Source organism: Nocardia sp. NPDC004260, assembly GCF_053603155.1.
In genome coordinates this window covers 99040-118634 of the sequence record NZ_JBSGEZ010000006.1, presented here as the reverse complement: position 1 = coordinate 118634, position 19595 = coordinate 99040, and the positions used below count along the sequence as shown (strand labels likewise).

Below are 19595 nucleotides of genomic sequence, written 5' to 3'. Positions count from 1 at the left end.
CCATGTGCCACTCGCGGTCGATCCTGTGCCTACTTCTGGCGCGATGTGTCCGGGCGGATCCGTTTCGCGTCGACGAGCGTCTGCCAGGCCGCTCGCTTGCGGCGGCACAACGCGATATCGCAATTCCGGTGCCGCTGCATCGTCATGTGGGCTTCGCGGATGCCGAGGTCGTGGTCCGGTGCATCATGCGGGAAAGCTGTTGCCCACAACGTGTTATCCATTCGCTGCTCCGCGACGTGCGCTTCGACGGCCTCACGATCGGTGGGAGCCTGCCACCACATCGAGGCCGCGACTACCGGCGCCATGACCACGAGCGCGGCGCCGAGACCGATCGCGAAGGTGACCCACCCGTTCACTCGGCATCACCCTCGTACAGCTCCGGCGCGCCGAATATCGGGCCGGCGATCGTGAACTCATCGCCTGGGGTCCCGTCCTCGGCGACCAATACCCAGGTCTGTGGTTTGTCCACAGCCATCCACAACGGGCCATCCTTGCGGGCGATGGCAAGCTTCGCCGCGTCGTCGGCTTCGAATACGGCGCGTACGGCTTCGAGTGCGGCCGAGGGGCGGTGCTCCACTGGTCACGCCGCCGAAAGCCGGACGTTCCGGACAGACGTGCTCCCGCCGGACACTGCGGTCATCGCGTCCCTTATCGGCTCGGGCATGTGGAACTGATCGGCGATCGCCGCAGTGTGGCGCCCGTGAACACGTGCGAGGACGCATATCCCGTGGCCACGCTCGGTCCCGTCGCCGGGTGTTGGCATCTCGATGTGCGTGTATCCGACCCGGTCAGTCAGTTCGCCGATCGCCGTAGTGCCTCGCTGAGGGTCTGCTGCCTTTGCGGTCATACCGTCCTCGCTGCTGGTGTGTGTTGGTGTGCACCCGGCGCCGGGGCTCTTGCCATCGGCCTGGAGACTCGGTGCTGCCGATGGGCTGGCATCACCCGGCGTCGGGTGCCTTTCAACACTCTCCAGCGGAAATACCGGCGATCGAAGCCACGCGACTACTACGGAAGGCCTACGCTGACGCTCACGGACGGACGCACAGATGGGCAGATCAGATGATCGTGACCAAGTGGACGGGGGTCGAGGTTCGTGCACTACGCACTGCGGCATTGCGGGTCAGCCAGCCGGAGTTCGCCGAGATCCTCGGGTTCACTGTTGCAGCGGTACGTAAGTGGGAGACGCGGCGCGAAACAATCCAGCTGTCAGGCAAGTACGCCGCGGCCATGGACACCATGCTCGATCGGCTCACCGATGTCGAGCGGGCGCGATTCGAAGCTGAGCTCATGCCGGAGCCGCGCCCGACGCGCATTCGGACGGTCGCCGACACCTTTGAGAGTCCAGCAGATATTGCGCGGCGGGTGCAGGGGTTGTCCGAATTCGACGCGGACGGGAGTGTTCTCGACATCCTCACGTTGGCAGTCGATGACGTCGTAGATCGCTATGAACTGGAGGGGCCGCGCCGACTGGCGCCGGAGGTGATCACGGCGCGCCATCAGGTCGATGCGATGCTCGGGCAGCGTCGACACCCCGTCCAGTTGCACGCGCTCTACTCGATCGCGGGCCGCCTGTCGGGCGTGCTCGCTTATATGGCGGTCAACCGCGGCCGATTCGGGCACGCTCGGATGTATTGCCGCGAGGCGTTCGCCATTGGCGAGTTGCTGGGCGATACCGATCTGCAGGCGTGGGTGAAGGGCACCGAAAGCTTCTGCGCCTATTACCAAGGTGACTACGCGGCAGCGGTACGGGCGGCTTACCAGGGATTGGATTTGGCGAACGGTGGCCCGCAGGCCGTCCGTCTGTACTCGAATGGGCTCGCTCGTGCTCTCGGAAAAGTCGGAGACTCGGCCGGTGTCGCCGCCGCGATCGATGCGGCGACCACCATTGCGGTAGCGCTCGCCACCGGCCCGGAGCTCACTCCCGCCCTGACGTTCGCTCCTTACGGCGAGGCGCGGCTGATGGCGAACGCGGCCACCGCATTCCTCTCGGCCGGTGACTATCAGCGCTGCCTCGAGTATGGCCAGCAGGTCGAGGATCGAGTCGCGGAGTCGGAGTCGGCGTGGAGCCGGTCTCTGGTGCGGCTCGACATGGCGGCCGCGCTGCTCGGTGCCGGTCGGCATCGCGATGTCGAGCGGGCCGCACGTCTTGGTGTCGAGGCGCTCGAAGCGTCCAGCGATCGCCCGATCCGCTCGGTTTGGCAGCGGGCTCACGAACTCGGCGCCATCATCGGGACGATCCCCGCACACGGTGCGGGCGAATATCTCGACTCGCTGCGAAAGTGGTCGTCGTCCGCGCGAGGGTTCTCGGCGCCAGAGGGCTAGGGGCTGCCGAGCGGGAGCACGGCGCGGTCGGTCCAGCGATACTGACGACCGTCGCGGCGTAGCTCGACGAGGTCCACCTGGCTCGTGCGCACGGTGACCGGTGGCAACTCTCGCAGCACGGCGACGTCGGCGATCAGCGCCGCAGAGTCCCTAGGTCGGTTGAGGTAGCCGATCCCGAGGTGCGGCCGGAACTCGGTCGTTTCGGCGAGGCGGCTCGTCGGCCGGTGCGCGGCGGTCGCCTCACGAAGGGAACGGTGCAACCTGAGCAGGTTGTCCCATGGAGTGACCGAGAACCGCAGCGCACTGCGGGACCCGGCCAGTGGCCCGACAACGATGTCGAACGGCGCAATGTCGGCTAGCCGTGAACGTGCGGCATCCGTGATATCCGCGAGCTCTCTGTCGGACACTTCGCCGACCTTGCCCACGCTGAGCAGCGTCATGTGCAGAGCGTCGAGGGGGACCGGGTCGATCCCGTCGTCGGCGAGAGTCTTCTGACACCGCTCGGCGAGATCGGTCAGCGCGGGATCGTCGAAAGTGAGATACCAGTAGTAGCAGGACTGGCCGGGGACCCAAGATTTCAGAGTCCAGTGGTCGTGCAGGTTCCCGAGCTGCCGGAACGCCGTCCAATCGTTGGAGCGAATAGCGGATGGGTCGGACGTCGATGCGGGCTGCCGCAGTGGGAACGGCCGATTGGTGGGAACCACGCCGGTGAGTGTACGGATCGGCGAGCGGCCGTGTCCGGCAACAGACCCGGCTGACCTCGGGTGACTCACCCGGTTCGGCAGTACACCACCGCAATGTGCATTGGGTACAGCTGCAGGGTGCAGTGCTCTGCCAGAGGGGCATAACCTCAAAACAAAACCCGCCCTGATCAGGACGGGTTTTGTGGTGGAGCCGATGACGGGAATCGAACCCGCGCTGTCTGCTTGGGAAGCAGAAGTTCTACCATTGAACTACATCGGCACTGCTCTACGCGCGTCCGCGACTCTATCAGACCAGGCGCTATGTAGGTCAACTCCCTTGATCTGGCGTCCGGACTGAGCCCGTTCGAGGCTCAGGTCCGGGAGCTACTCCGGATTTTCAGCTGAGCGTGTGTGGTTCTCGGGCGCATCCTGGCGGGCCGCTGAGCGGGCTGTAGTGGGTCCACCTTCAACAACCGGATGGGCTCCACCGCAAGGATCCCGCCTTCTCCTCGTCGTACCGCCGCCCCTGGTGGTCGCTCTTCCGGACGATCGGCTATTTGTTCTCGAATCGGCTCCAGCGAGCAAGGTCTTCAACGATCGGACCGGAGTCGGGTATGCGGAACCACCACCATCCACGTCCGGTTGTGTCGATGTTCGCGACTGCTGCCATGCGCTTTCCTGAATCTTCGACAGTGATAGACGTAAATCTGTTGTCTGCATCGGAGACATAATTATTCACCTTGGCGGCGAGCATCGTCGGCAATTGATTCACGGCACTTTCCAGGTAATCCCGGACAGTGTAAGCGGCGTGGAGATCGTATTCGTTCCAGACGGTGCGGTCCGACCAGGGCAGGCTTCTGTCGCGATCGATCTTCTCGACGTGCGCTTCCCATGAATCCGCCAAGCGGATCGCATCGCGTTCCTCTCCCGATTTCAGTGTGACCGGGTGACTCCTGATATCGACTATCTCATCCTCGGTGAAATGACGATGCGCGCGATCCCCGGGGTTCGACATTCTTTTCCTCACAGTTTCCAGGCGGTGGATTTCCATGGCATTTCGTAGTTCACGACCACCTTGACTCCCTTGTACACAAATTGCTCGGCCTGCTCCGCTGTGCGTCCGTCGCCCATCGGTTCCGGTGTGCCTTTTGTCAGGGCGTCATGAACTTGCTGGGGAGTCGGTCGGTCCATCGTCGGATTCCCGTCGCCGGTATGTCCGTTGATGAATTCTTCTATCTCGGCTTGAGTGTATTCGCTGTGGCGGAAGTCCGGTTCATCGGAATCACCGGGGTGATCGTCATCGATGGTCGACGTCATGCCGATGATGGCGGCGAGGTTGGTGATGGCTTTGTCGAGGTCGACGGCGGGTAGAGCGTGGAAGGCGTCGATCGTGCCGACAGCCCCTGCGGCGAGACTGGTCAGACCGATGACTCGGACCATTTGGCTGGCGCGGTAGGAGGTTTGGATCGCGTTGATCGTGGCGACCACGTCGGCGTCTATCGCGGCGGCTGCGGCGACGGCGGAGGAGCCGAGGCTGAACAGGAAAGCGACACCGGCGGTTATCGCGATCAAGCTGATGGACAGCTCCAGCGCGTTGATCGCTTTGGCGTTGTCGTTCCCGAGGGCGATGGTCGCGTTCTTGTAGTCGCCAACGGGTGCGGCCATTTTCTGCGCGGCGGTGCTGACGGTGTCGGCACTGGTTTTCAGAGTCGTGAAATGGTCTTGGAGCAGTTGCCGGTTGGTGGCGTCGTCCATGCCGTCGAACAGTGCCGAAATGGCGGATATACGGGCGGACGCGCCGGTGATGGTGTCGTGGTTGGCGAAGGTTTTCCAGGTGGTGTGGGCTTTGTCGAGTTTGGTGTGGTCGCCATTGGGGAGTTTGCCGAAGGCGGAGAGGACTTTGGCGACGAGTTTGTCCAGGAATTCCTTCAGGCCGCCGTGGTCGGTGAAGCCGACTCCATTGTCGGCCACCGAGGATGGGATGCTGACCTTGTACTCGCCGACTTCCTGGGCGTGGATGCGGGGCGGGGCGGGGTTGCTCTTGTTGGCGATGGCGTAGTTGTAGCCGTTGGCATACAGCACCGCGCCGTAGTTGGTGAGGGCGTTGGCCAGGCTCGAGCAGGCCTGCATGGTCTGCTGGGCGGCTTTGTCGTACGCCTCACCCCACTGTTTGCAGCCGGGGGCGTCGCCGGCCATCCCCGCGCATTCACCTTTGATCGCATCGTGGACCGGCTTGTCGGCTTTGCGGAGGTCGTCGGCGAGGTCATGGCATTTCTTGGCGGCGTCGTAGTAGGTCTGCCAGTCGACGATCATGCCTGCCCCGACCGCAGCATGCGGCGGTTGGCCTCGATGGCGCGGGTATAGCGTCCGTGCGCTTTCTGCGCGGCATCGCTCACGGCGGCGACGCCGTCGGCGAATTCGCGGGCGGCCGCGAGCCATTGCGTGTGCGCGTCGGCGTAGGCGCCGGCCGCGGCAGATTCCCAGCTGCCGCTGTGCAAGGCAGTGACCTTGTGGTCGAGTTCGTCTAGGTGATCGCGTAAGAACCCGGCCAGGCCGTTGAGGCGCGACACGATCTGATCGAGTCGTTCGAGGTCGACGCTGAATTGAGAGCTCATGGCAGATCCAGGCTGGAGAGACCGGATGCGCCGCCGGTGTCGGTGCTCTTGTAGTTGGCCGCAGTGACACCCAGCTTTTCGGCGAGAGAAGTCAACGCTTGCATGAGTTTTGTTCCGCCGTCACGGGTTTCGGTCCACCCGGTGGAGAACTCGTCGGCCGCGTCGCCGGTCCAGTCGGAAGTGAGCAGGTTGTCGACCTCGCTGGCAGCGGAATCGAGAGCCTGCTTCATGGCGTCGGCGATGTTGTAGACGTACTGGCCGATCGCCTGCACGTCATCAGGCACGACTGATAGATTTCGGCCAGATCCGTTAGGCCCCCCGCTAACTCCCATGCACACGACCATAACGGCACTCCGTCTCGGACGTCCACACGCTGACCAAGCCCGTCGGGCCAGCTAAGAAAGAGTCCCACTCGCTGGGTCCGGGCGACGTCCGACTGCCTGCTCGGTAGGTGGTTTCCGGCCCTCGTCCCGGTCGGCGGGTACCGAGCGCCGGTACACGGTCAAGCAGAGGATGAGCCAAAGCGCGCCGAAGCACCAGCCGCCGAGGACGTCGGTGGCCCAGTGGACGCCGAGGTAGATACGGGACAGGCCGACCGCGGTGACGAAGAGGACGGCGGCGGTCGCGGCGCAGACACGCAGGGTGGAACCGTGTATGGCGGGGAGCGCGACCGCAAGGACTATGCCGACCACGACGAACGAGCCCATGCTGTGCCCGGACGGGTACGCCTGGTTGGACACGCTGATCAGGTGTTCCTCGACGGGCGGGCGGTCCCGGTCGGTCAGTCGCTTGCCGCCGCGCACGAGCAGCCCGCCGCCGAGCCCGGTGATCGCGACGAGCGCCGCCGCCGTCCAGCGCCGCCGCCAGGACAGGACCAGGCAGGTGGCAGTGGCCAGGGCGGTCATGGCGAGCGTGCCGCCCAGCACGCTGACCGTCACCGCGACCGGTGTCAGCGTGCCGTTGCGGTGCGTGACGGCCCAATCGGTGATGCCGCGATCGAAACCGCCGGGACCGTGATTCCCGACCACGACCGCCGTGAGAGCCGCGGCGCACACCACCAGCAACGCGGTGAGCACCCCGATGATGCCGCGAATGCGAGGGGAGGTCACTCCTCCACGTTGCCACCTCCGACGCTCGAAGGTAACCGGCTCCTTCCCAGCTGGAATGACACCGCCGCGGCCGAAGCACGTCAGAACTTGCTGTAGCCGCCGTCGATCAGCAGAGTGTCGCCGGTGTGGTAGGCGCTGCTGGGGCTGGCGAGGTAGACGGCGACGGATTCGAAATCGCTCGGCAGGCCCCAGCGGCGGACCGGGATTCTCGGGTGGACGCGCTCGCGGAAACGGTCCCACGCGAAGGCCCCTTCGGTCATCGGCGTCTCGACCCAGCCGGGTAACACCGAGTTCGCGCGGATGCCGTGCTTGGCCAGCTCCACCGCGATCGAGTTCACCATGGCGATCAACCCGGCCTTGCTGGCCGCATACGACTGCCCGCGCGGAACGCCCTGGTGGGCGGCGAGGCTGGCGGTGGCGACCAGGCTGCCGCCCTCGCCTTGCGCGAGCATCACTTTCGCCGCTTCGCGCAGCGTTACGAACGCGGCGTCGAGGTTGAGGGAGGTGACCCGGCGGAATTCCGCGAGATCGGTCTCCACGAACGGAATGAACCCCTGGCTGACACCGGCGTTCACGAAGCAGGAGTCGACGCGGCCGAGTTCGGCGGCCGCGCGGCCGATGGTGTCGATCACCTGCTGCTCCTCGCCGACGTCGCAGCTCAGCGCGAGCACGCGCCCGCCGAACGCGCGCAATTCGGCGGCGGCCGCCTCGTTGCGTTCGGCGTTGCGGCCGACGACGCAGACATCGGCCCCGGCCCGCGCGAGACCCCGGGCGAATCCGAGACCGATGCCGGAGTTGCCTCCGGTGACGACGGCGACGTGGCCGGTCAGGTCGAACAGCGAGCCCTCGGACATGGTTCATCCCTTCGATCGCGGGCGGCGCCGCCCGAATGAATGCGAGAATATCGTTCTCTCCATATCACTGTGCGGCTGAGGAGCCCCGGCGAGCAGGCGCTACGCTCGTCGCGTGCTGCTTTCCGATCGTGACATCCGCGCGGAGATCGCCGCTGGGCGTCTCGGCGTCGAGCCGCTGCTGGAGAACCTGATCCAGCCGTCGAGCATCGACGTGCGCCTGGACCGGATGTTCCGGGTGTTCAACAACACCCGCTACACCCACATCGATCCGGCGCAGCGGCAGGACGAACTCACCAGCCTGGTCGAGCCGGGCGAGGGCGAGCCGTTCGTGCTGCATCCCGGCGAATTCGTGCTCGGCTCCACCCTCGAGGTCTGCACGCTGCCGGACGATCTGGCCGGACGGTTGGAGGGCAAGTCCAGCCTGGGCCGGCTGGGTCTGCTGACTCACTCGACCGCCGGCTTCATCGATCCCGGGTTCAGCGGGCACATCACGCTGGAGCTGTCCAACGTGGCGAATCTGCCGATCACGCTGTGGCCCGGCATGAAGATCGGTCAGCTGTGCCTGCTCAGGCTGACCAGCCCGGCCGAGCACCCGTACGGCAGCGCCGTGGCGGGCTCGAAGTACCAGGGCCAGCGCGGACCGACTCCGTCGCGGTCCTACCTGAACTTCCCGATTCCGGCCGCCGCGATCGACGCCGCCGAAGCACGCTGACCGGGGCCGAGTCCGCTTCGTCGACTGTGGGGGAGAAGCGGACCCGGCGGACGGCGGCGGGGAACCGACCGCGGAGGTGATCAGTCCCCGCCGCCCGCTCCCACCGCGAGCGCCGTTGTGAGGATGACGGACAGCGGTGGGAGCGTGTCACCGCGGCTCGGCGGGCTGACCCAGAAGCACCCTTCCCGGGTCCAGCGGCCGAGGCCGGTCGGCAACATCACGGCGCTGCCGACGGCGGGCAGGCCGATATCCAGCCGATTGAGCACCTCTAGCACCTGCGGTCCCGGTCGGCTGTCGAGCTCGGCGAGGAAACTCCATCGGATCTGCCTGGCCAACATGGGACCCCTCGTTCCCTGCTGTTCCAGTGCGGCGCGCACCTTCTCGGCACGCGCGGTCGGCAGGTGGACGACGCACACGCGTCCGGTGATCGGCAGCATGGCGAAACCGCCCCGCTCGGTGACCGGCAGTCCGAACTCGTGCCGATAGAACGCCACCCAATCGTCCACGGTCCTGAGTTTCTCGACATTCACGGCGAACTCCTTGCCTTCCGACTCAATGGTCCCGGCCCGCTGCGTGATTCGGCATCGCCCGCTCACCCGCCTTGCGCTGCCCTTCCGCTGCCTTTGATACGGGCCGCATTTCACCTGTGGCCGCGCTCACAAACCGCTCGTACTCTGGAAGGAGTTCGTTCGGAAGGGATGACACCGTGGTCACGCATTGGTCAGGCAAAGAGGCCCGTGCCCTTCGCGATGCCAAGCGGATGAGCATCAGGGAATTCGCGGCCCATTTGGGTGTGCACGAACGCTTGGTGTCGAAGTGGGAAGCCGGGGGCGTCCGGGTTCATCCACGACCGATCAACCAAGCCGCTCTGGATACCTCACTGGCCAGGTCCGACGATGTGGTGCGGGCGCGGTTCGCGGCATTGATCGATCAGCCCGCGATCGATCGAACCGTCCCGCCGGGATTCGATGCGCGTGCCGACGCCTCGGCGCGCGTTCATTATTCGAGCGACGCGGACCTTTTGGCTCTCATAGACGCCGGTGCGATGAGAGGTGCTGCGTTGGCAGCGATTTCGGAGAGGGATCTGATCATGGCGGCTGCCCACGAGGCCAGCGAGCACGCCGGCAAGGCCGAGAGCACCAATGTCGGTGCGAGCACTTTGGACCAGCTCGACGCGGATGTCGTGCGCATCGCGAACGACTACGTGCGCATTCCGCCGGTGCCGATGATGGTGGAAATGGTTCGGGTGCGGCGCCGGGTGTATCGGTTGCTGGAAGGCCATCAGCGGCCCGCCGATACCGGTCATCTGTATCTTTTGGCGGGCACCCTCTCGGGCCTGCTCGCCAACGCCAGCACCGATCTCGGCTACTACGACGCGGCGGGCGAGCAGGTCCGGGCCGCATGGGCCTACGCGGAGTTGTGCGGGCACAACGGGCTTCGGGCCTGGACCCGCGGCATGCACGCGCTGATCGAGTACTGGTCGCAGCGGCCGCGCCGGGCGGTCCAGCTCGCCCAGAGCGGGCAGGAGTTCGCGGAGTCCGCGACCGCGCAGGTGCGACTGCTCAATATCGAGGCGCGCATCTGGTCGGCGCTGGGCAGCGCCGCCGACACCGATCGCTGCGTGCGGGCGGCCGACGACGCGCGCGAGATCGCCGCGACCGACACGCTGCACGACGAGGTGGGCGGCGTCTTCGGGTTCAACGAGGCCAAGGCCAACTACTACGCGGGCGCCACCTACATCCACCTCGGTCAGGCGGAGCCCGCGCTCGGCGCCACCCAGCGGGCCATCGAACTCTATTCGAACGGCCCGTCCGAACAGCGTTCCTACGGCGCGGAGGCGCTTGCCAGGGTCGACTGCGCGGCTGCCCACCTGATCAACGGCAGCCTGGACGGCGCGGCAGAGGCGCTGCAGCCGGTGCTCGGGCTCGACGAGGCCAAGCGCATCGCGCAGCTCGAGGAGCGGTTGACCGGTGTGCGCAGGCGGATCGCGGCTCCGGCTTTCCGCGACTCGGTCGAGGCGCGCAGGCTGGACGAGCGGATCGAGGAATTCTGCGGCTCGACGGCGGCCAAAGGGATCCCGCCCGGCGCGGCCCATTGAGTGACGCGTCACACCCTGCGGGGCCGCGGCCGCCGTCGCGGGCGTGGCGGCCGGTGGAGAGCTCGGACAGGCGGTTTATCCAGTTGCGACGGATGGCACCATGGGACGGGTGAGTCCTCAGCATCCGCACCATCCCCCGCGTGTTCTGGAGCAGTCCACGAAGCTGCAGAACGTCGTCTACGAGATCCGTGGACCGGTACACGCGCACGCGGCACGGCTGGAGGCCGAGGGCCACCGCATCCTCAAGCTCAATATCGGCAACCCCGCCCCGTTCGGGTTCGAGGCGCCCGACGTGATCATGCGCGACATCATCGCGGCGCTGCCGTACGCCCAGGGCTACTCCGAATCCAAAGGCATCCTCTCCGCGCGGCGCGCGATCGTGACCCGCTACGAACTCGTGCCCGGCTTCCCCGAGCTGGACGTGGACGGCGTCTACCTCGGCAACGGCGTCTCCGAGCTGATCACCATCACCATGCAGGCCCTGCTGGACAACGGCGACGAGGTGCTGATCCCGGCGCCGGACTACCCGCTGTGGACCGCCATGACCAGCCTGGCGGGCGGCACGCCGGTGCACTACCTGTGTGACGAGGCCAACGGCTGGCAGCCCGATATCGCCGACATCGAATCGAAGATCACCGACAAGACCAAAGCGCTGCTGGTGATCAACCCGAACAACCCCACCGGCGCGGTGTACTCCGCCGAAGTGCTCCAGCAGATCGCCGACCTGGCTCGCAAACATCAGCTGTTGCTGCTCGCCGACGAGATCTACGACAAGATCCTCTACGACGACGCCAAGCACATCTCGCTGGCCACCGTGGCGCCCGACCTGCTGTGCCTGACCTTCAACGGGCTGTCCAAGGCCTACCGGGTCGCGGGTTACCGGTCGGGTTGGTTGGCGATCACGGGCCCGAAGGAGCACGCGGCCGGGTTCCTGGAGGGCATCGACCTGCTCGCCTCCTCGCGGTTGTGTCCGAACGTGCCCGCGCAGCATGCGATTCAGGTCGCGCTCGGCGGTCATCAGAGCATCGAGGACCTGATCCTGCCCGGCGGGCGGCTGCTCGAACAGCGCGACGTCGCGTGGGAGCGGTTGAACATGATCCCCGGCGTGTCGTGTGTGAAGCCGAAGGGCGCGCTCTACGCGTTCCCGAAGCTGGATCCGAATGTGTACGAGATCCACGACGACTCCAAGCTGATCCTGGATCTGCTGCTGCAGGAGAAGATCCTGATGGTGCAGGGCACCGGCTTCAACTGGCCGCACCACGACCACCTGCGGATCGTCACACTGCCCTGGGCCCGGGATCTCGCGGTCGCGATCGAACGCTTCGGCAACTTCCTGTCCAGCTATCGCCAGTAGTGGGAAGGTAGGAGCTGGACAATATAATCGCCCCGCTTCCGGCCTGGAAACAAACTCGATGTACGGATACCCGCCGGATTTGGCGACTAGCTAGCGCAAAAGAAGTACTTTTGTGTACAGTGGTCCTCGGCACTCATAGTGCCCGGTCGGATTGCCTACCCCCCCTGGGCATATCCGGCCTCGGGTTAGGCCGCCTACCCCCCTGGGCCGCCTGCCCTGCGGGCGGCGGAGACATCCCCCTGCTCTCCGCCGCCCCCTCTAACTCCTTTTCTCTCGTGATCGGTTCGCATCGACCGTGTCTCCGCTGTGTTCGGCAACCGCCGCGACGGTCTTGAAAATGAAATCCTTTAGGCTCGCTCCGGGCGCAAACACATCGGACAGAGGAGCGCGGTGAGCGACCACCACCATCACCACGATCATTCGGGACCGATCGCGATCGGCGCGACCGCGGCGCGCGTGGTCGTCGGCCTGCTCACCGCGATCGGGGTCGTCGTCGTCATCGGCGCGATCGCGCTGTGGCCGAGCAAGCAGCACATCGATATCCCGCTGCCGATGCAGAACGCGGGCGGCGGCGCGGTGCAGACCGAGGCGGGCACCGTGGTGCTGCAGGACATCGGGCCGTGCGGCAGCTCGTCACTGGGCAAGGTCTTCGTCGACAAGCCCGAACCGCCGCGCAACAACGCCTACACCTGCCAGCGCAGCCTGATCTCGATCGAGTCCGGACCGCACAAGGGCAACCGCACGCTGCTGGAAATCGCACCGGGCCCAGGCCAACCCGACCTGCATGCCGGTGACGAACTGCGGCTGGTCCGCCAGACCGATCCGAGCGGGACGCCGCTGTATTCGTTCGAGGACTACTCGCGCGGGCTGCCGCTCACGCTGATCGTGGTGGCTTTCGTCGTGGTCATCATCGCGGTGGCGCGCTGGCGTGGCGTCCGCGCGCTGCTGGGCCTGGTGTTCGCCTTCGCCGTCCTGGTGCTGTTCCTGCTGCCCGCCCTGCTGGACGGCAAACCGGCGATCCCGGTCGCCTTGGTCGCGGGCGCCCTGATCCTGTACGCGGTGCTGTATCTGGCGCACGGGGTGAACCTGCGCACCAGTTCGGCGCTGCTCGGCACGCTGACCTCGATGCTGCTCGCCGCCGCGTTGTCCTGGCTCACCATCGAGATGACCCATCTCACCGGGCTTTCCGAAGAACAGAACACGAACGTCGCGACCTACATCGAGCACGTCAGTATCACCGGATTGCTGCTGGCCGGATTCATCATCGGTTCGCTCGGTGTGCTCAACGACGTCACCATCACCCAGGCGTCGGCCGCGTTCGAGCTGGCTGCCATCGACCAGTCGGCCTCCCGGCGCGAGGTTTTCGCCGCCGCCATGCGCGTGGGGCGCGACCACATCGCCAGTACCGTCTACACGCTGGTGCTCGCCTACGCCGGTGGGGCGCTGCCGCTGTTGCTGCTGTTCAGCGTGGCGGGGCGGTCCATCCGCGACGTGCTCACCGGTGACGCCGTTGCCATCGAGATCGCGCGCTCGGCGGTCGGCGGTATCGCGCTGGCGCTCTCGGTGCCGTTGACCACCGGTATCGCGGTGCTGCTGGCCCGCCCGTTCACGACGAAGGAACCCACCCCCGCGCCGCGTACGCGTCGAGCACGGCATGCGAGGGTCTGAACCTCCCCCGTACCCGTCCCGTCAGGAGTTGTGCGACGCGGCCGCCCGGCTCAGCGTTGCGGCGGCGGCGGAGGGAAAGGGAAGACCTCCGGCGGGATCGTGGGAACCACGATCGGCGGAAGGCCCGGCACCACGATGGTGTTCGGGCCGGGTGTCGGTGGCGCCTCGCTGGTGGTCTGCCGCCGGTTCGGCGGTGGCGCGGCGAGCGATTCGTGCGCGGCCGATTCCGTGGTGCCCGGCGCGACCGCGATCTGCGGGTCCAAGCTGGTCGTGCGCGGTGTGGTGGTGGGCGACAGCGACGGTGATCCCTCGCTGGTGTGCGAATCCCGTTCCAGCACCTGCGGTCCGTAACCGAGGCCGAGCCCGATCGCGGCGACCACGGCCAGCGCGCTGACGGTCAGCACCGCACCGCTGATCTCACGTTTGCCGCGCTGGGTGGGAGCCGACAACCATGCGGGTGACAGCTCGTCGTCCAGCGTGCCGCCCGCCGTCGGCGTTTCCTTACGGACCGGTCTGGCCAGCAGCGCGGCGCCGCGAGCCATCACGGTCTCCGGGCTGTCCGGCACGATGACGGGCACGCCCATCCAGCGTTCGAGCACCTTGGCCACCAACGGGATCCGGGCGCAACCGCCGATGGCGAGCACGCCGTGCACCGGGCGGTCCGAGCGCACGATCACGTCGCGCGCCATGCGCGCCGACGACTCGATGGCCAGCATGATCAGCGATTCGAAGTTCTCCTGCGCGAGCAGCACCAAACCCTGCTCGCTCGGCAATGCCACCGCGGTGTTGGTGGTGAGCTGCTCTTTGGCCTCGCGGCACAGCGCGTCCAGGGCGGCCAGGCCCGCGGCGTTCGGCGGGTGCGCGATCCGCCCCGAGGCGATCTGCTGCTCCCGGATCAACGAGTCGAGATAGTCGCCGCTGATGTCGCTGGTGCGCTCGCTGTGCCGGACCTCACGGGTCTGCGTGTCGACCACACTCACCGTCAGGCCCGAGCTGCCCAGGTCGTAGACGACCAGCGAGGAGATGCCCCGGATATCGCCGGTGGCCTGTGCGAACTCGAGTGCGGCCGCGATCTCGGGCACGAGTTCGTAATTGGTCAGCTGCTGACGCGCCATGGCGGCGCGAATGGCGCGGGCGTGCTGCTCACTGCGGTAGGCGATGGCGGTGGCGCCGATACCCGGCGTGGCCTCCAGGGTGACTCCGATGGCCTCTGCCGCCAGCTGTTCCACGCTTTGGTCGACGACCGGAATGGTCTGCAGATCGAAGGAATGCGGGGAGACATGCCCGTGGGGGTTTCCGGCGTGTGGTCGCGCCATACGGACAGCGCCGGCCCCCACGGAAACTCCCAGTACCGAACTCATCAGCTGCCCATCTCGTTTCACACTTCACGACATGCGAGCCCGCGCCGTCCGTCGGCGGAGACCCGCTGGACGGACCCTACCGTCGGCGATCAGCTGTGCTTAAGGCAGGACTGGTCGTCTGTCTGGCAGTAGCCCGCCTCGCTCCGCAACTCTACGGTGTGCCGAGTCCCGCGTACACCCATCCGGCTGCTCTCCAGGTGGCACGATTGAGACAGTTCCGGCCGTCGATGATCGAGCGGGCACGCACCACCCGATCCAGGTCATGCGGGCGCAGCGCGGTGAATTCGTCCCACTCGGTGAGCACGAGCACCACGTCGGCGCGTTCGCACGCCTCGGTGACCGAGGTCGCGTAGTTCAGGGTGGGGAACACCCGGCGCGAATTCTCCAGCGCCTTGGGATCGTAGACGGTCACCACGGCGCCGTGCAGCTGGATCATGCCCGCCACGTTCAACGCGGGCGAGTCGCGGACGTCGTCGGATTCCGGTTTGAACGCCGCGCCGAGTACCGCCACGTTGGCTCCGAGTAGTGAGCCGCCACAGGCGCGGGCGGCCATGTCGACCACCTTGGTCCGGCGGCGCATATTGATGTTGTCCACCTCGCGCAGGAACGCGACGGCGTGGTCGGCGCCGAGTTCGCCGGAGCGAGCCATGAACGCGCGGATGTCCTTCGGCAGACATCCGCCGCCGAAACCCAGTCCGGCGTTGAGGAATCGACGGCCGATGCGCGCGTCGTAGCCGAGAGCGTCGGCCAGCATGGTCACGTCGGCGCCGGTCGCTTCGCATACCTCCGACACCGCGTTGATGAACGAGATCTTGGTCGCCAGAAAGGCGTTCGCCGAGACCTTCACCAATTCCGCTGTGGCCAGGTCGGTGAGCAGGAACGGGATCTCGGCGACGATGAGGTCGGCGTAGATCTCGCGCACCAGATCCTCGACCCACCCGGCGGCGGCGCGCTCCCGGTCGACTCCGAGGACCAGTCGGTCCGGCCGCAGGGTGTCTTTGACCGCGAAGCCTTCTCGGAGGAATTCCGGATTCCACGCCACCTCGACGTCGGTGGAACTCAGCGCGCGAGCGCGGGCTCCCAGCGCGTCCGCCGTGCCGACCGGAACCGTCGACTTGCCGATGATCACCGAGGGACGTTCCAGCAGCGGGGCGAGCGTATCCACCACCGCGTGTACGTATTTCAAGTCGGCGGCGTACTCACCCTTCTTCTGCGGCGTGCCCACACCGAGGAAATGCACATCGGCGTGTGCGGCCGCCTCGGCGTAGGAGGTGGTGAACCGCAGTCGGCCCGCATCGAGGTTGCGACGTAGCACATCCTCCAGGCCGGGTTCGTAGAACGGCACCACTCCGTCGGACAGCTTCGCGACCTTGCCCGGGTCCACGTCCACTCCGATGACGTCGTGCCCGAGTTCGGCCATGCACGCCGCGTGCGTGGCCCCGAGATACCCGGTTCCGAAGACTGTGCATCGCATGATCGATTGGTAAGCCCCGCCGATGGCCACGCCACGTCAGCGAGGCAAGGGTACGGGCAACAGCAGGTGTACATGCGGCGACAGCGCTGATCCGGACGCCGTGACCTGGCGTAATGCTCACGCGGCGCCCGGCTAGCATCGGCCTGTGCGACGTCGTCGGTTGGCCTGGACCGGGCTCTGTGCCGGTCTGGTGGTGGTGGTCGCCGCGGTGGCGCTGTGGCCGGTCTACGTGCGTCCGCGGATCGATCCGCCCGCGCGGGCGGACGCCGTTCTCGTGCTCGGCGGTGCGCACGACGGACGCGAACAGCTGGGCCTGCGCTTGGCGCGTGAGGGATTCGCGCCACGGGTGGTGTTCTCCAACCCTTATGAGAACAGCGCCATGCTGAACCGCATCTGTCACGGCGGCTACAGCTTCGAGGTGCAGTGCTTCGACCCGTCTCCGCGCACCACTCGCGGCGAGGGCCGCGAACTCGCCCGCCTCGCTCGCGCCCACAATTGGCACCGGGTCATCGTCGTCACCTTCACCCCCCACATCTCTCGAGCCCGCTATGTCTTGCAAAGGTGCTGGGACGGAGAACTCCTCTTCACCGACCCCGAACCCGCCCTCTCCATCCCCCGCTGGACCTACGACTACGTCTACCAATCGATGGGCTACCTGAAGGCCTTCGTCGAGGACTGCTGAAACACTCGGAGTGCCGGTCTCACCTGGTGAAGCATTTGCGGGCATATGACTTCAGTTTGACTCGGTGAAAGAGAAAGTCGTACATTCTGTCGCGTGGTGGCGGGATGGTCGCCATGGAAGCAACGGCGCACACCCTCTGGGAGGGCAGATGGATTACGACTGGTCAGCGGAGGATCTGGCGTTTCGGGACGAGGTGCGCGGATTCCTCGACGCGAAGTTGACGCCGGAGTTGCGGCGGGCCGGGCGCCTGGCGACGAGCGTGTATCCCGACCACGAGGCGAGCATGGAATGGCAGCGCATCCTGCACGAGCGCGGCTGGGCTGCGCCCGCCTGGCCGGTGGAACACGGCGGATGCGACTGGAGCCTGACCCAGCACTACATCTTCCAGCGGGAATCGGCGCTGGCCGGCGCGCCCGCGCTGTCGCCGATGGGCATCAGGATGGTGGCCCCGGCCATCATCGCGTTCGGCACCCCGGAACAGAAGGCGTTCTATCTGCCGCGCATCCTCACCGGCGAGGTCTTCTTCTGCCAGGGCTACTCCGAGCCCGAGGCCGGGTCGGACCTCGCCGCGCTGACCATGGCCGCCGTCGACGACGGCGAGGACTTCGTATGCACCGGCAGCAAGATCTGGACCACCCACGCCACCGAGGCGAACTGGATCTTCTGCCTCGTGCGCACCTCGCGCACGGGTAGGAAACAACAGGGCATCACGTTCCTGCTGATCGACATGACCGCGCCGGGCATCGAGATCCGGCCGCTGGTGATGACCTCGGGCGAGCAGGTGCAGAACCAGGTCTTCTTCGACAACGTGCGAGTGCCGAAGACCAATGTGCTCGGCCGGATCGATGACGGCTGGACCGTCGCGAAGTACCTGCTGGTGCACGAGCGGGGCGGAGCGGCCGCGCCGTGGCTGCAGGTCATGGCCCAGGACATCGCCGCCGAAGCGGCGCGGCAGCCCGGCCCGGACGGCAACCCGCTGATCGACGACCGCGCGTTCGCGGCGAAGCTGGCGGACTTGCGGATCCGCACCGAGGTGCTAGAAATCCTGGAATACCGCACGATTTCCGCGATGGCCCAGGGGAAGAACCCGGGCCCGGCGTCCTCCATCCTGAAGATCCTCGGCACCGAACTCAGCCAGAAGCTCACCGAGCTGGCGCTGGAGGCCGCGGGCCCGCGCGGTCGCGTCTACCAGCCGCACGCCACCAAGCCGGGTGGCCCGATCGCCCAGTTCACGCCGCCCGCCGACGGCTACCACAGCGGCGCGGACTGGCAGGCCGTCGCGCCGCTGAAGTACTTCAACGACCGAGCGGGCTCGATCTACGCGGGCAGCAACGAGATTCAGCGAAACATCCTCGCCAAAGCAGCATTGGGACTCTGATGGACTTCACGCTTACCGACGAGCAGGAAATGCTCCGCTCCGCGATCGCCGGATACCTCGGCGCCCGCTACGACCTGGAGAAGAGCCGCGCGGCGGCGAAATCGGAGACGGGCTGGCAGCCCGCGATCTGGCGCGGCTTCGCCGACGAACTGGGCATTCTCGGCGCGACCCTGCCCGATCGGGTGGACGGCACCGGCGGCGGCCCCGTCGAACTCATGGTGATCGCCGAGGAACTCGGCCGCGCGCTGGTGGTCGAGCCGTTCGTGGACACGGTCGTGCTCGGCGCCGGTCTGCTCGGGCGTTCCGGTGGCGAGCAGGCCGACGCCGTGCTGCGCCGGATCGTGTCCGGTGACGCGCGCATCGCGTTCGCCGCGCTGGAACCGTCATCGGGACACGCTTTGCACGACGTGTCGACCACCGCCCGCCGCGACGGCGACGCCTGGGTGCTCGACGGCGCGAAGACCGTGGTGACCAGCGCACCGCTGGCCACCGACCTGGTGATCACCGCGCGCACATCCGGCGAGCGGCGCGACAGGACCGGTATCTCGCTGTTCCGGCTCGAATTCGACGCGAGCGCTCCGCCCGCCGGAGTCGAGGTGCACGCCTACCGCACCATCGACGACCGGACCGCCGCCGATCTCGTGTTCACCGGCTTGCGTCTGCCCTCCGACGCGCTGCTCGGCACGGAGTCCGACGGCTGGACCGTCATCGAGCCGACCATCGCGGAAGCGACCGCGGCGATCTGTGCCGAGGCGGTCGGCTGCATGCGCAAAGTGCTCGCCGACACCATCGACTACGCCAAGCAGCGCGAGCAGTTCGGCCAGCCGATCGGCAGCTTCCAGGTGCTGCAACATCGCATGGTCGACATGTACATCGAACTCGAGCAGGCCATCGCGGCGGTCCACCTGGCCGTCCATTCCCTGCGCGCCTCCGCCGACGACCGGGCCCGCGCCGTCTCGGCGGCGAAGGTCACCGTCGCCAGGGCGGCGCGGTTCATCGGGCAGAACGCCGTGCAACTGCACGGCGCGATGGGCATGACCGAAGAGTTGGCCATCGGCCACTACTTCAAGCGGCTCACCGTGATCGAGCACGAATTCGGCTCCACCGACGAACATCTCGCTCGTTACGCGGCACTGACCAGGCCGTAGTTCGAGTCTCCGGCCGAGGCCCGCAACCCCGGCCGGGCCGGTTCAGGGCCGTTTTCACCGCTGTGGCTTGCTCCTAGCGTCTACCTGCTCCTGATATGACTCGGCCGGGTCCGTTCGCGGACCCGGCCGATGTCGGT

20 protein-coding genes and 1 tRNA gene are annotated in these 19595 nt (G+C 66.8%); 8 read left to right on the top strand and 13 right to left on the bottom strand.

What is annotated here, in order from left to right; translation table 11 throughout:
• Positions 1-29: 29 nt before the first annotated feature.
• Both ACWEO7_RS06150 and ACWEO7_RS06145 read right to left on the bottom strand, forming a co-directional pair.
• On the bottom strand, positions 30-356 hold the full coding sequence (locus ACWEO7_RS06150; RefSeq protein WP_452421216.1) for a hypothetical protein: 327 nt from the start codon (positions 354-356) through the stop codon (positions 30-32).
• Entirely contained in the window at positions 353-577 is a 225-nt protein-coding gene (locus ACWEO7_RS06145; protein ID WP_452421214.1) for a hypothetical protein, read from the bottom strand. Before ACWEO7_RS06145 ends, ACWEO7_RS06150 begins: the two co-directional genes overlap by 4 nt.
• Before the next feature lie 482 nt (positions 578-1059).
• Between ACWEO7_RS06145 and ACWEO7_RS06140 the strand changes: the two genes are divergently transcribed.
• Positions 1060-2322: a helix-turn-helix domain-containing protein gene (locus ACWEO7_RS06140; protein ID WP_452421212.1), complete on the top strand. Its 1263-nt coding sequence runs from the start codon at positions 1060-1062 to the stop codon at positions 2320-2322.
• Here the strand turns inward: ACWEO7_RS06140 and ACWEO7_RS06135 are convergent.
• The 8 genes from ACWEO7_RS06135 to ACWEO7_RS06100 form a co-directional block, all read right to left on the bottom strand.
• Entirely contained in the window at positions 2319-3026 is a 708-nt protein-coding gene (locus ACWEO7_RS06135) for a 2'-5' RNA ligase family protein (protein ID WP_452421211.1), read from the bottom strand. The genes ACWEO7_RS06140 and ACWEO7_RS06135 overlap by 4 nt on opposite strands.
• Positions 3027-3211: 185 nt before the next feature.
• Positions 3212-3285: transfer RNA gene (locus ACWEO7_RS06130), tRNA-Gly, on the bottom strand.
• Positions 3286-3558: 273 nt separating this feature from the next.
• Positions 3559-4020 carry a hypothetical protein gene (locus ACWEO7_RS06125; protein ID WP_452421209.1) on the bottom strand — a complete coding sequence of 154 codons (462 nt, stop codon included), beginning with the start codon at positions 4018-4020 and terminating at the stop codon, positions 3559-3561.
• A gap of 8 nt (positions 4021-4028) precedes the next feature.
• Complete coding sequence (locus ACWEO7_RS06120) at positions 4029-5318, bottom strand: hypothetical protein (protein ID WP_452421207.1); 1290 nt, start codon at positions 5316-5318, stop codon at positions 4029-4031.
• On the bottom strand, positions 5315-5620 hold the full coding sequence (locus tag ACWEO7_RS06115; protein ID WP_452421205.1) for a WXG100 family type VII secretion target: 306 nt from the start codon (positions 5618-5620) through the stop codon (positions 5315-5317). Before ACWEO7_RS06115 ends, ACWEO7_RS06120 begins: the two co-directional genes overlap by 4 nt.
• Positions 5617-5904 carry a WXG100 family type VII secretion target gene (locus tag ACWEO7_RS06110; protein ID WP_452421203.1) on the bottom strand — a complete coding sequence of 96 codons (288 nt, stop codon included), beginning with the start codon at positions 5902-5904 and terminating at the stop codon, positions 5617-5619. The genes ACWEO7_RS06115 and ACWEO7_RS06110 overlap by 4 nt, the downstream gene beginning before the upstream one ends.
• A gap of 111 nt (positions 5905-6015) precedes the next feature.
• Complete coding sequence (locus tag ACWEO7_RS06105) at positions 6016-6729, bottom strand: phosphatase PAP2 family protein (RefSeq protein WP_452421201.1); 714 nt, start codon at positions 6727-6729, stop codon at positions 6016-6018.
• 80 nt (positions 6730-6809) lie between these two features.
• Complete coding sequence (locus tag ACWEO7_RS06100) at positions 6810-7583, bottom strand: SDR family NAD(P)-dependent oxidoreductase (protein WP_452421199.1); 774 nt, start codon at positions 7581-7583, stop codon at positions 6810-6812.
• A gap of 112 nt (positions 7584-7695) precedes the next feature.
• Between ACWEO7_RS06100 and dcd the strand changes: the two genes are divergently transcribed.
• A complete protein-coding gene (gene dcd, locus ACWEO7_RS06095) occupies positions 7696-8295 on the top strand; it encodes a dCTP deaminase (protein ID WP_355071445.1) in 600 nt (199 codons plus the stop codon).
• Positions 8296-8375: 80 nt separating this feature from the next.
• Here the strand turns inward: dcd and ACWEO7_RS06090 are convergent, their stop codons facing one another.
• Positions 8376-8825, bottom strand: coding sequence for a hypothetical protein (locus ACWEO7_RS06090; RefSeq protein ID WP_452421197.1), 450 nt, complete (start codon positions 8823-8825; stop codon positions 8376-8378).
• A gap of 560 nt (positions 8826-9385) precedes the next feature.
• Here ACWEO7_RS06090 and ACWEO7_RS06085 point away from each other — a divergent pair.
• The 3 genes from ACWEO7_RS06085 to ACWEO7_RS06075 all read left to right on the top strand — a co-directional run bounded on the left by ACWEO7_RS06085 (position 9386) and on the right by ACWEO7_RS06075 (position 13415).
• Positions 9386-10393: an XRE family transcriptional regulator gene (locus ACWEO7_RS06085; protein ID WP_355071447.1), complete on the top strand. Its 1008-nt coding sequence runs from the start codon at positions 9386-9388 to the stop codon at positions 10391-10393.
• A 100-nt stretch (positions 10394-10493) separates the two neighbouring features.
• Complete coding sequence (locus tag ACWEO7_RS06080; protein ID WP_356962893.1) at positions 10494-11747, top strand: pyridoxal phosphate-dependent aminotransferase; 1254 nt, start codon at positions 10494-10496, stop codon at positions 11745-11747.
• A gap of 390 nt (positions 11748-12137) precedes the next feature.
• A complete protein-coding gene (locus ACWEO7_RS06075) occupies positions 12138-13415 on the top strand; it encodes a YibE/F family protein (RefSeq protein ID WP_452421194.1) in 1278 nt (425 codons plus the stop codon).
• 50 nt (positions 13416-13465) lie between these two features.
• Here ACWEO7_RS06075 and ACWEO7_RS06070 read toward each other — a convergent pair whose 3' ends face one another.
• A complete protein-coding gene (locus ACWEO7_RS06070) occupies positions 13466-14731 on the bottom strand; it encodes an Hsp70 family protein (RefSeq protein ID WP_450017748.1) in 1266 nt (421 codons plus the stop codon).
• A gap of 196 nt (positions 14732-14927) precedes the next feature.
• Positions 14928-16250, bottom strand: a complete 1323-nt coding sequence (locus ACWEO7_RS06065; RefSeq protein WP_452421192.1) for a UDP-glucose dehydrogenase family protein — start codon at positions 16248-16250, stop codon at positions 14928-14930.
• A gap of 145 nt (positions 16251-16395) precedes the next feature.
• Here ACWEO7_RS06065 and ACWEO7_RS06060 point away from each other — a divergent pair, with 145 nt between their 5' ends.
• The 3 genes from ACWEO7_RS06060 to ACWEO7_RS06050 all read left to right on the top strand — a co-directional run bounded on the left by ACWEO7_RS06060 (position 16396) and on the right by ACWEO7_RS06050 (position 19458).
• The gene (locus ACWEO7_RS06060) at positions 16396-16932 is read left to right on the top strand and encodes a YdcF family protein (RefSeq protein ID WP_452421190.1); all 537 of its coding nucleotides are present in this window, start codon (positions 16396-16398) and stop codon (positions 16930-16932) included.
• Positions 16933-17080: 148 nt separating this feature from the next.
• A complete protein-coding gene (locus tag ACWEO7_RS06055) occupies positions 17081-18310 on the top strand; it encodes an acyl-CoA dehydrogenase family protein (protein ID WP_452421189.1) in 1230 nt (409 codons plus the stop codon).
• A complete protein-coding gene (locus ACWEO7_RS06050; protein WP_452421187.1) occupies positions 18310-19458 on the top strand; it encodes an acyl-CoA dehydrogenase family protein in 1149 nt (382 codons plus the stop codon). The genes ACWEO7_RS06055 and ACWEO7_RS06050 overlap by 1 nt, the downstream gene beginning before the upstream one ends.
• Positions 19459-19595 lie beyond the last annotated feature (137 nt).